The following is an 11562-nucleotide window of genomic DNA, read 5'->3' as shown; positions in this document are numbered from 1 at the left end:
GCGGGGGTGGGCGGCGCGGTGCGCCGGGGGTCAGCGGGCGCGGAGGGTGTCGCGGATGCGGGCGAGGCGCTCCGCCAGGGCGCGCTCGTAGCCGCGGTCGCTCGGCTCGTAGTACCGGACCCCGTCGACCTCGTCCGGCGCGTACTGCTGCCCGACGACGGCGTGCGGGGCGTCGTGGGCGTAGCGGTAGGCCTGCCCGTGACCGAGCTTCTGGGCGCCGGAGTAGTGCGCGTCCCGCAGGTGCACCGGGACGGGCCCGGCCTTGCCGGCACGGACGTCGGCGATCGCCGCGTCGATGGCCCGGTAGGAGGCGTTCGACTTGGGCGCGGTGGCGACGTGGACCACCGCCTCGGCGAGGATGATCCGCGCCTCGGGCATCCCGATCAGCGCCACGGCCTGCGCGGCCGCCACGGCCGTCTGCAGGGCCGACGGGTCCGCCATGCCGACCTCCTCGGCCGCCGCGATGACCACGCGCCGCGCGATGAACCGGGGGTCCTCCCCCGCCACGACCATCCGCGCGAGGTAGTGCAGCGCGGCGTCGACGTCCGAGCCGCGCATGGACTTGATGAAGGCGCTGGTCACGTCGTAGTGCTGGTCCCCGGCGCGGTCGTAGCGCACGGCTGCGACGTCGACGGCCCGCTCCACGGTGTCCAGATCGACCACGGGCACGGCGTCGTCGGCGGGCGGGGCCGGGGCCTCGTCCGACTCGCTCCCCCGCTCCTCGGGCCGGCCCTGGCCGGCCTGGGCGTCGAGCGCTGCGCCCGCCGCGGCCTCGAGGATCGTCAGCGCCTTGCGAGCGTCTCCGCCGGCGAGCCGGAGCAGGTGCTGCTCGGCGTCCTCGGCGAGCGTGACGGCGCCCGCCAGACCGCGCGGGTCGGTCAGGGCCCGGTGCAGGAGGGCCCGGACGTCGTCGGTGGTGAGGGGCTGCAGCGTCAGGAGCAGCGACCGGGACAGCAGGGGCGAGTTCACCGAGAAGCTCGGGTTCTCGGTGGTCGCGGCGACGAGGGTCACCCAGCGGTTCTCGACGCTCGGCAGCAGGGCGTCCTGCTGCGTGGTGGAGAACCGGTGCACCTCGTCGATGAACAGGACCGTCTCGGGCCCCCCGGTGGCGAGGCGTCGTCGGGCGTCGGCGACGACGGCCCGCACGTCCTTGACCCCCGACGTCACGCCGGACAGCTCGACGAACCGGCGCCCCGACGTCAGGGCGATGAGGTAGGCGAGGGTCGTCTTGCCCGTCCCCGGCGGGCCCCACAGGACGACCGACGACGGCGCCGCGCGGCGCGAGCCCTCCTCCGCCGGCTCCACGAGCCGGCGCAGGGGCGACCCGGGTGCGAGCAGGTGCCGCTGCCCCGCGACCTCCGCCAGGGACCGCGGGCGCATGCGCACCGCGAGCGGCGCACCGGCGTCGACCTCGGGCAGACCCTCGGTCGTCGACGTCGTGGCGTCGAAGAGGTCCATGGCCCGGAGCCTACGCAGGAGGTCCGACGCGCGAGGCCACCGGCTGCTCGGCGTCGCCGCCGACCTGCGAGGATCGGGGCGTGTTCGACACCCTCGGCAGGCTCATCGCCCGCGCCCCCCGGACCGCGATCGCCGTCTGGGCCGTCCTCACCCTCGGGTCCTTCGCCCTGGCGGTGCTCGGCCTGGGGGGTCAGACGCTGTTCGAGCGCCTCTCCACCGGTGCGCCGGCCATCCCCGGCTCGGAGAGCACGCGGGCGGACGAGATCGTGCGCGAGAACGCCACGGCAGGCGAGAGCCTCAGCCTCGTCGTCGAGGGCGCCCCACCGACCACCACCGGTCTCGCGGAGCCGGTCGCGGCCCTGCGCGAGGACGTCATGGCGGTCGAGGGCGTCACGATGGTCATCGACCCGTTCGCGCTGCCGGAGGGACCGGCCAGCCCCGCTGCCGCTCCCCTGCTCGCGAACGACGGGGACGGGTTCCTCGTCGTCGTCGACCTCGACCCCGAGCTCACGGACGAGGAGGAGGAGACGGCGCTGGAGGAGGTCGTCGCCCTGCTGCGCGAGGCGCCGGAGCGCCTCCAGGAGGCCTCCCCCGGCGCCACGGGCCAGGTCGGCGGCACCACCCTCATCATCGAGGCGATCACGGAGCAGGTCGAGGAGGACCTGCAGACCGGCGAGGCGATCGCGCTGCCCGTCGCGCTCCTGGTGATGGTGATGGTCTTCGGCGGGTTCCTCGCCGCGTCGATGCCCATGGTCGGGGCAATCGCGTCGATCGGGACCGGCCTGGGCACCGTCTACGGCCTGAGCTACGCACTGGACCTGGACGCGTCGGTCGTCAACGTCGTCACCCTGCTCAGCATCGGCCTGTCGATCGACTACGGCCTGCTCATCGTCTCGCGCTACCGCGAGGAGCTGCACGTCCTGCTCGACGACGTCCCGGACGCCCCGCACCGCCGTCGTCGCCATGACCCGGTCGTCGAGACCGCCGTGCGCCGCACGATGGCGACCGCGGGCCGCACCGTCTTCTACTCGGCCGTCACGGTGGCGATCTCGATCGCCGGCCTGCTCGCCTTCCAGCCGGACATCCTGCGCGGTTTCGGGGCGGCGGGCGTCGTCGTCGTGCTCATCGCGGTCGCGACCGCCATGACGCTCGTCCCGGCGCTGCTCACCCTCACCGGCCGGCGCCTGCTCCGCCCGGGACTGGTCAGCCGGGTGCCCGGGCTGTCGTGGCTGCTCGAGCGGACCGGCGACGTGTCCTCCGAGGAGGGGGCGTTCTCCCGGCTCGCCGAGCGCGTCCAGCGGCGTCCCCTCCTGGTCATGGTGGGGTCGCTCGCCGTGCTCGCGCTGCTCTCGGTGCCCGTCTTCCACATGGAGCTGCGCAACTCCGACATCGAGCTCCTCCCGGTGGGCTCGGAGCAGCGCACGTTCGTCGAGACGATCGCCACCGACTACCCGGCCTCCGAGGCGCCCGCCATCCAGGTGGTCGCCGAGGCGTCCGTCGAGGAGGTCGCGACCTGGGCGGACGGACTCACCGCGATCCCCGAGGTCGCCTCGGTCGACCCGCCCGCGCAGCTCGGCGAGTACGTCCTCCTGGGGGTCCGGGCGGACACCGACGACGGCGGCGGTCCGGTCGCCCGGGACGCCGTCCAGGCGCTGCGGGACCTCGACGCCCCGTTCCCGACGTGGGTGACCGGCCAGGCCGCGAACCAGATCGACTTCACGCAGGCCCTCGTGGACCGCGCGCCGCTCGCGATCGGCGTCGTCGTGGTGGCGACGTTCGTGCTGCTGTTCCTCATGACCGGGTCCGTCGTCATCCCGGTCAAGGCGCTGCTCACGAACACCGTCTCCCTCGCGGCCTCCCTCGGCGTGATGGTCTGGGCGTTCCAGGACGGCAACCTCGAGGACGTCCTGAGCTTCACGTCGACCGGTGGCATCGAGACCTACGTCGTGGCGCTGATCATCGCGTTCGGCTTCGGCCTGGCGATGGACTACGAGGTGTTCCTGCTGTCCCGCATCAAGGAGGCGTACGACGCCGGCCGGCCCAACGACGAGGCGGTCCGGGTGGGCCTGCAGCGCTCGGGCCGGATCATCACCTCCGCCGCGCTCATCATCATCGTGGTCTTCACCGGCTTCGTCTTCGGCGAGCTGCTGGTGATCAAGGCGGTCGGCTTCGCCCTCGCCGTGGCGGTCCTCGTCGACGCGACGCTGGTCCGGATGCTGCTCGTGCCGTCCACGATGACCCTGCTCGGCCGGTACAACTGGTGGGCGCCCCGGTTCCTGCAGCGCGTCCACCGGCGATTCGCGATCGAGCACTGAGGACGGCGCCGCGGCTCACGTGGGCGGGCGGGTGCTCCCGGCTGGCCCGAAGGACGAGAACTCCGCCAGGGTGGCGAACCCGAGGCGGTGGTAGATCCGGCGCGCGACGTCGTTGTCCGCGTACATGCCCAGCGACACCCACTGCGCGCCGGCGGTGAAACCGGCGCGGGTGAGCACGGCCGTGAGCGCCGCACCGACGCCCCGACCGCGCAGGCCTGGCCGGACGCCGAGCCCGTGCAGGTGCCACGACACCGCGTCCTCGCCCAGCCCGCCGCGGGTCTGCGCGCCGAAGACACCGAGCAGGCGCCCGTGCTCGTCGCGCACGCCGACCCACGCCGCCTCGTGCGGTCCCGTCGGGTCCGCGGTCGTCCCGGGGTTCGCCTCGGCCAGGCAGTCCGCGATGGCCTCGGCGTCCGCGCGCGGGTCGAGCCGGACGACGACGTCCTCGCCGGGCACGACGCCGGGCGGCTCCTCGGCAAGCAGCCAGTCCCAGGTGGAGAACGGCTCCAGGTCGAGCCGTCCGAGCACGGCCTCGGGCACGACGGCGCCGCGGGGGACGCTCATCCATCCGGCCGGGCGGGTCCCGGGTGCGTCGGACCGGTCGAGCCGATCCACCCGCTCGACCAGCAGCTCGACGACGCCGCCCGGGTCCCCGCGCCCGAAGAGCACGAGACGGTCCCCCCGGTCGGCGGCGACGAGGAGGCTCCGCTCGTCCGGCGTGCGCGTCACGGCCGCGCCGTGCCACCGCGCCCGGTCCCCGAGCAGCATCCGGTCGGCGCCCCAGACCGGCCCCAGCACCTCAGGTGTCACCGGCACACCGTGCCACCGCCGACGTCGGCCGGCGCCGCGACGCGCGCGGCGCGGTGACGACGACGCCCGGTCAGGCGTCCACGGCCGCCGCGACGGCCGGCTGCTCGGCGCCACGGCGCGGCTCCGGCCTCGCGTCGACACCGGCCTCCTTGCGCTGCTCCGGGCTGATCGGCGCCGGTGCTCCCGTCAGCGGGTCGTACCCGCCGCCGGACTTGGGGAAGGCGATGACCTCCCGGATCGACTCCGAGCGCGTGAGCAGGGCGACGATGCGGTCCCAGCCGAACGCGATGCCGCCGTGCGGCGGCGCGCCGAACTGGAAGGCGTCGAGCAGGAAGCCGAACTTCTCCTGCGCCTCCTCCTGGCCGATCCCCATGACCGCGAACACGCGCTCCTGCACGTCGCGGCGGTGGATACGGATCGACCCGCCGCCGATCTCGTTGCCGTTGCACACGATGTCGTAGGCGTAGGCCAGCGCGTTGCCCGGGTCCTCCTCGAAGCGGTCGATCCACTCCGGGGTGGGCGAGGTGAACGCGTGGTGCACCGCGTTCCAGGAGCTCGCGCCGAGGGCGACGTCGTCGTCGTCGTCCGCGGACTTGAACAGCGGCGCGTCGACGACCCAGAGGAACGACCATGCGTCCTCGTCGATCAGCTCCGCGCGACGGCCGATCTCGAGCCGCGCCGCCCCGAGGAGCGCTCGTGCCTCGGAGGCCTTGCCGGCGGCGAAGAAGACCGCGTCGCCCGGCTGCGCCCCGACCGCCGCGACCAGCCCGGCCCGCTCGGCGTCGGAGAGGTTCTTGGCGACCGGGCCGCTCAGCTCGCCGTCCTCCGCGACCGTGACGTACGCGAGGCCCTTGGCGCCGCGCTGCTTCGCCCACTCCTGCCACGCGTCGAAGCCGCGGCGGGGCGTCGAGGCACCGCCCGGCTGGACGACCGCGCCGACGTACGGCGCCTGGAACACGCGGAACGGCGTCTCGCGGAAGTACTCGGTGAGCTCGACGAGCTCGAGGCCGAACCGGAGGTCGGGCTTGTCGGTGCCGTACCGGGCCATGGCCTCGGCGTAGGTCATCCGCGGCAGCGGCGTGGGGATCGCGTACCCGATGAGGTCCCACAGCGCGACGAGGACCTCCTCGGCGACCGCGATGACGTCGTCCTGCTCGACGAAGCTCATCTCGACGTCGAGCTGGGTGAACTCCGGCTGCCGGTCGGCACGGAAGTCCTCGTCCCGGTAGCAGCGGGCGATCTGGTAGTACCGCTCCATCCCGGCGACCATGAGCAGCTGCTTGAACAGCTGCGGGGACTGCGGCAGCGCGTACCAGGAGCCCGGGGAGAGCCGGGCGGGGACGACGAAGTCGCGCGCGCCCTCCGGGGTCGAGCGGGTGAGGGTCGGGGTCTCGATCTCGACGAAGTCGTGCGCGTCCAGGACCCGGCGCGCGGCGGCGCTCACCTTGGCCCGCAGCCGCAGGGCCGCTGCGGGGCGCGGGCGACGCAGGTCGAGGTAGCGGTGCTGGAGGCGGGCCTCCTCGCCGATGTGCTCGTCGAGCGCGGAGGACACCTGGAACGGCAGCGGTGCGGCCTCGTTGAGCACGACGACCTCGCTCGCGGTCACCTCCACCTCGCCGGTCGCGAGATTCGGGTTCTCGTTGCCCTCGGGGCGGCGCCCGACCGTGCCGGTGACCTGCAGGACGTACTCGTTCCGCAGGCCGTGGGCCACCGCCTCGTCGCGGATGACGACCTGGGCGATGCCCGAGGCGTCCCGCAGGTCGATGAACGCGACACCACCGTGATCGCGCCGCCGGTCCACCCAGCCGCTGAGGGTGACGGTCTGGCCGATCTGCTCGGCTCGCAGCGAGCCGGCGGTGTGGGTGCGGAGCACGACGGTCCTTCCGGGTGGTGGTGAGCGGCCCTGCGGCCTGGTCGCCGGCGCGCGCGCCCGGTGAGGGCACGCCGTGGCCGACGCCCGGACGAGTCTAGTCACCGGGCGTCACGATGCCGGGCAGGATGGGTCCGGCTGCACCCGCCGACCGAGGAGGTCCCATGGCCCGCACGATCGCCACCGCAGACCGCGTGAGCCGGGAGGAGCTGCTGGCGTTCCTCCGGCCGCGTCACCACGCCGTGCTCCTCACCCGCCGGCGGTCCGGTGCCCCGCAGATGTCGCCGGTCACCTGTGGGGTCGACGACGCCGGGCGGGTGGTCATCTCGACCTACCCCGAGCGCGCGAAGGCGGTGAACGCCCGGCGCGACCCCGCGGTCAGCCTCTGCGTCGTGTCCGACGAGTGGGACCCGTGGGTCCAGGTGGACGGCACGGCAGAGGTGATCGACCTCCCCGGCTCCGTCGAGCCGCTCGTCGAGTACTACCGCTGCATCGCGGGCGAGCACCCCGACTGGGACGAGTACCGCCGCGCGATGGTCGACCAGGGCAAGTCGATCATCCGCGTCACGATCGAGTCGTGGGGGCCGGTGGCGACGGGCGGGTTCCCGGCGCGACTGGCGACCTGAGTCGCGGTCCCGCGGTCCACAGACGTCCCGGGGCGGCGTCGGGGACCGCCGGGCTGCGGGGGGCGACCGCCGCGAGCCGTCGGTAGACGGCCTGGTCCACCGGCCGCGGGTCGGGTTCTCCGGCGTTGGGCCACAGGCTCACGGCGCGCTCGGCCTGCGCGGTGATCGTCAAGGACGGGTTCACGCCCAGGTTGGCCGTCACGGCCGCGCCGTCCAGGACGTGGAGCGTCGGGTAGCCGTGGACGCGCTGGTACGGGTCGAGCACGCCGTCGGCCGCCGTGGCGCCGATGGGGCACCCGCCCAGGAAGTGCGCGGTGAGCGGCATGTTGGCGATGTCGCCCCACGACCCGCCGGCGATCCCGCCGAGCTCCTCCGCGAGCAGCGTGGCCGTGCGGTGCGCCGACGGGATCCAGGTCGGGTTGGGCTCCCCCGGCCCCTGGGTGCTCACCAGTCGGGTGCCGAGCGCCCCCCGGCGTAGCCGCAGCACCAGGGAGTTGTCGAGCGACTGCATCACCAGGGCGATGGCGGTGCGCTCGCTCCACCGGTAGGGCGTGAGCGTCCGGGCGGCGCGCAGCGGACCCCGGGCGACCTCCCGCGCGTAGCCGCCGAGGATCTTCAGCCACCGCGTGGATCGCGGCCCCCCGGTCGTCAGCACGGTCTGGAGCAGCGCCATGGCGTTGCTGCCGGCGGCGTAGCGCACCGGCTCGACGTGCGTGTGGGGCTCGGGGAAGAACGACGACGTGATGGCCACGCCGCGGTGCAGCGGACGCTCCGGGTCCACCCGGGGAGCGGTGCCACCGACCAGGGCCTCGGAGTTCGTCCGGGTGAGATGGCCCAGCCGGGGCGACAGGCCCGGCAGGTCGCCCCGCCGCGCCGCCCGGTGCAGGAGCAGCTGGGTGTTGTACGTCCCGGCGGCGAGCACGACGTGCCGGGCGCGCCACGTGCCGCGACCGCGGCTCCCGGTCGCCCGCGCGTCGAGGAGCCAGCCGCCGTCGTCGGTGGGACGGAACCGCTCGACGGTGGTCATCGGGACGACGCGCGCGCCGGCCCGCTCGGCGAGGTGGAGGTAGTTCTTCGGCAGGGTGTTCTTCGCGCCGACCCGGCAGCCGGTCATGCACGCCCCGCACTCGGTGCAGCCGGTCCGTTCGGGGCCGGCCCCACCGAAGTACGGGTCCGGGACCCGCACCCCCGGTGCCCCGAGGTGCACCCCGACCGGCGTCAGCCGGAACGTGTCCGCCACGCCCATGTGCTCGGCGACCCGGCGGAAGAGCACGTCGGCGGCCGTCGTCGTGGCGTTGTCGGTGACCCCGAGCATGCGCGACGCCTGGTCGTACCAGGGCGCCAGCTCCGCCGCCCAGTCGGTGATGCCCGACCACTGGGGGTCGGCGAAGAACTCCGGCAACGGCCGGTACAGGGTGTTGCCGTAGACGAGCGAGCCGCCCCCGACGCCGGCCCCCGCAAGGATCAGCGAGTCCGAGACGCGGTGGATCCGCTGGATGCCGTAGCAGCGGAGGCGCGGCGCCCACAGGAACCGGCGCAGGTCCCACGACGTCCGGGCGAAGTCCTCGTCCTCGAACCGGCGACCGGCCTCGAGCACGACGACGCGGTACCCCTTCTCCGCCAGCCGCAGCGCGGCGACGCTCCCCCCGAAGCCGCTGCCGACGACGACGACGTCCGCGGTCCGCTCCGGGCTCGGCCGGTCAGCACGCACCCCGCCGGCCCGCCGGACCTCGTCGCCCATGGTCGAACTCTAGGACGGATCAGAAGAGCGTCGGCTGCGCGGCCACCACGGGCTCGGGCGCGTCGTGAGCGGGCCGCCAGGAGGACCCCGCGGTGAACCCGTGCCGACGGCGCAGCGGTGCCACCCGGTCCGCGAGCCAGCGCGCGTACTCGGCGGGCACGTAGGCCCCGCTGCCGTAGAGGCGTCGGTAGCCGGCGACGAGGCGCGGGTGCTCGCGGGCCAGCCACCCCAGGAACAGCGGCTTCACCGCGCCACGCAGGTGCAGCGGCATGACCGTGACGTCGGCCGCGCCGGCGTCGGCCAGGCGGCGCAGGAGGTCGTCCAGGTGGTCCGTGCCGTCCGTGAGCCAGGGCAGCACCGGCGCCACGAGGACGGTGCAGGGCAGCCCGGCCTCCGTGATCGCCCGGACCAGGTCGAGGCGCGCCCGGGGCTCGGGCGTCCCCGGCTCGAGGGACTGCTGGAGGGTCTGATCGCCGACCGCCAGGGAGACGGCCACGCTCACCGGGACCGTCGCGGCGGCGTCGACGAGCAGGGGCAGGTCCCGGCGCAGCAGCGGGCCCTTGGTGAGGACCGACAGCGGCGTGCCCGACCCGGCGAGGGCGCCGATGATGCCGGGCATCAGGCGGTACCGGCCCTCGGCTCGCTGGTACGGGTCGGTGTTCGTCCCGAGAGCCACGTGCTCACGCCGCCAGGTCCGGCGCGTCACCTCGGCGCGGAGCACCTCGGCCACGTTGGTCTTCACGACGATCTGCGTCTCGAAGTCCCGACCGGCGTCGAGGTCCAGGTACTCGTGGGTCGGCCGTGCGAAGCAGTAGGTGCAGGCGTGCAGGCAGCCGCGCATCGGGTTCACGGTCCACCGGAAGGGCACGCGCGAGGCCTCCGGGACGCGGTTGAGGGCGGTCCGCGCGGCCACCTCGTGGAAGGTGACGCCGCGGAAGTCCGGGGTCCGCACGCTGCGGACCAGGCCCGCCAGCGCGAGACCGGGCAGGCTCCCGTCCCCTCCCTCCGCCGCGTCCGCCGGTCCCCCGACCCTCTGCCCGTCCCACCGCATCGCACCAGTCGAACACGTGTTCGAGGCCAACGCAAGGAGGGCGCGAGTGGCCGCTCGGCGCTGCTGCTCCTCAGCCGCGCAGGTACGGGTTGGACCGCCGTTCCACGGCGATGGTCGAGGAGGCGCCGTGCCCGGGGAGCACGGTGGTCCCCTCCTCCAGCCCGGCCAGCCGCGCCAGGGACGTGCGCATCGCCTCGGGGTCGCCACCGGGCAGGTCGGTCCTGCCGACCGTGCCGGCGAACAGCACGTCGCCGGTGAAGGCCGCTGCCCCGCCGGCCGGCCGGCTGTCCGCCGGCCCCTCGAGGAGGTACACCGTCGACCCCTGCGTGTGCCCGGGGCTGTGCAGCGTGCGCAGACCGAGGCCCTCCGTCAGGGGGACCGGCCCGTCCTCGCCGAAGGTCCGCACGTCCACCGGGGCGCTGTACGGGTCCCCGAGGCTGCCGGCGAGCGGCGCGAGCTGCTGGCCCAGGGGGCCGAGCGTGCCGAACGGGTCGTCCAGCCGGTACGCGTCCTCCTCGTGCAGCACGAGCGGGACCCCCCACGCCCTGCTCAGCGCGGCCGCGGACCAGGTGTGGTCGACGTGGCCGTGGGTCGCCAGGAGCGCGACCGGGGCGAGCCCGTGGTCCAGGACGAGCGCGAGGAGGTCGCCGACGACGCCCGCGCCCGGGTCGACGACCACCGTCCGGCCGTCGTCGGCGGACAGGACGTAGCAGTTCGTGCCCAGGAACGGGGAGACGACGGTGCGGACGATCACGTCTCGCAGGGTAGTCGCGGCCACCGAGACCAGACCGTGACATCGTCCGGACCAGCCCGGACGCCGCCGGAGGTGCCGCTTGCCTACACTGGCCCGGTCCCGGTGCGCGCTGGAGCGCCCGGGTGGTGACGTCGAGCCGGAAGGGGAACGGTGACCTCGACCACGACCCGTCAGCCGCGCGCGTGCGCGGGCGTCGGGTGCTGTGGCCGGGACAGCTCCGCCGGGGTGCGCCTCGGTCGGCACCGCGCCCAGGCCGTCGGTCGTCATCGTCGTCGTATCGCGCCCGGCACCCCGCCGCGCGCGATGGTGACCCTCGCGCAGGTGCGGGTGCCGGCCCTCTCGGCCGTCCCGGCTCGCGCGGGCCGTCAGGCGCCCCCGGGTGCCGCCATCGAAGGAGTGCAGACCCAGTGAGCCACGACGAGCGCCCGGTCGAGCAGGACGACGCCGCACCCGCGGAGGACCAGGCCCCCACGACCAGCCCGACGGCAGCCGACGACGAGGCGCCCGGGCAGCCGGCCCTGGATCAGGCGGCACCGTCCGGCGACGCCGAGAGCCCTCGGACGAGCCCCGCGCAGGACGCACCGGAGGAGCCGGCGGTCGACGCACCGCGGGCGCCCGAGCCGGACGTGGCGCCCGAGGTCGACGTGGCGCCCGAGCCCGAGGAGGCCGCCGAGGCCGACGCGACCCCCGGGGTGGACGCGACCCCGGAGACGGACGCCGCGGCCACCGCAGAGCCGGATGCCGTCGCGGAGGCGGCGCCGGTGACCGCCGCGGACGCCCCGGTCGAGGCGGAGCCCGTGACCGAGACGGACGTGACGCCCGAGCCCGAGGCGGAGACCACCGCTCAGGCGGAGCCTGAGGCGGAGCCCGCGGCCGAGGCCGAGTCGGACGCCCCGCAGGCCGGTTCACCGGCGGCGCCCGCACCGGCGGCGCCGCG

General features: G+C 74.9%; 8 protein-coding genes and 1 pseudogene. 3 read left to right on the top strand and 6 right to left on the bottom strand.

The genetic code is table 11. From position 1 onward, the window contains the following. Window positions 1-30 precede the first annotated feature (30 nt). Window positions 31-1458, bottom strand: coding sequence for a replication-associated recombination protein A (locus tag N866_RS12255; protein ID WP_034226747.1), 1428 nt, complete (start codon window positions 1456-1458; stop codon window positions 31-33). 80 nt (window positions 1459-1538) lie between these two features. On the opposite strand from N866_RS12255, the gene N866_RS12250 reads away from it, so the two are divergent. Then, on the top strand, window positions 1539-3773 hold the full coding sequence (locus N866_RS12250; RefSeq protein ID WP_034226746.1) for an MMPL family transporter: 2235 nt from the start codon (window positions 1539-1541) through the stop codon (window positions 3771-3773). A 15-nt stretch (window positions 3774-3788) separates the two neighbouring features. Here the strand turns inward: N866_RS12250 and N866_RS19955 are convergent, their stop codons facing one another. After that, complete coding sequence (locus N866_RS19955; RefSeq protein ID WP_155855338.1) at window positions 3789-4583, bottom strand: GNAT family N-acetyltransferase; 795 nt, start codon at window positions 4581-4583, stop codon at window positions 3789-3791. 70 nt (window positions 4584-4653) lie between these two features. Further along, on the bottom strand, window positions 4654-6456 hold the full coding sequence (gene aspS / locus N866_RS12240; protein WP_034226745.1) for an aspartate--tRNA ligase: 1803 nt from the start codon (window positions 6454-6456) through the stop codon (window positions 4654-4656). A gap of 161 nt (window positions 6457-6617) precedes the next feature. Between aspS and N866_RS12235 the strand changes: the two genes are divergently transcribed. Beyond that, window positions 6618-7079 carry a PPOX class F420-dependent oxidoreductase gene (locus N866_RS12235; protein WP_034226744.1) on the top strand — a complete coding sequence of 154 codons (462 nt, stop codon included), beginning with the start codon at window positions 6618-6620 and terminating at the stop codon, window positions 7077-7079. Here the strand turns inward: N866_RS12235 and N866_RS12230 are convergent. The 3 genes from N866_RS12230 to N866_RS12220 all read right to left on the bottom strand — a co-directional run bounded on the left by N866_RS12230 (window position 7018) and on the right by N866_RS12220 (window position 10625). Then, window positions 7018-8820 carry an FAD-dependent oxidoreductase gene (locus N866_RS12230; protein ID WP_081802609.1) on the bottom strand — a complete coding sequence of 601 codons (1803 nt, stop codon included), beginning with the start codon at window positions 8818-8820 and terminating at the stop codon, window positions 7018-7020. The genes N866_RS12235 and N866_RS12230 overlap by 62 nt on opposite strands. A gap of 19 nt (window positions 8821-8839) precedes the next feature. Beyond that, the gene (locus N866_RS12225) at window positions 8840-9871 is read right to left on the bottom strand and encodes an Rv2578c family radical SAM protein (RefSeq protein WP_034226742.1); all 1032 of its coding nucleotides are present in this window, start codon (window positions 9869-9871) and stop codon (window positions 8840-8842) included. Between the two features lie 70 nt (window positions 9872-9941). Next, complete coding sequence (locus N866_RS12220) at window positions 9942-10625, bottom strand: MBL fold metallo-hydrolase (RefSeq protein WP_034226740.1); 684 nt, start codon at window positions 10623-10625, stop codon at window positions 9942-9944. A 407-nt stretch (window positions 10626-11032) separates the two neighbouring features. Here N866_RS12220 and N866_RS12215 point away from each other — a divergent pair. Next, window positions 11033-11562: pseudogene (locus N866_RS12215) on the top strand (hypothetical protein); the annotation flags it as partial.

The organism is Actinotalea ferrariae CF5-4 (assembly GCF_000603945.1).
Lineage (GTDB): Bacteria > Actinomycetota > Actinomycetes > Actinomycetales > Cellulomonadaceae > Actinotalea > Actinotalea ferrariae.
This window is presented reverse-complemented; position numbering and strand designations above follow the sequence as displayed.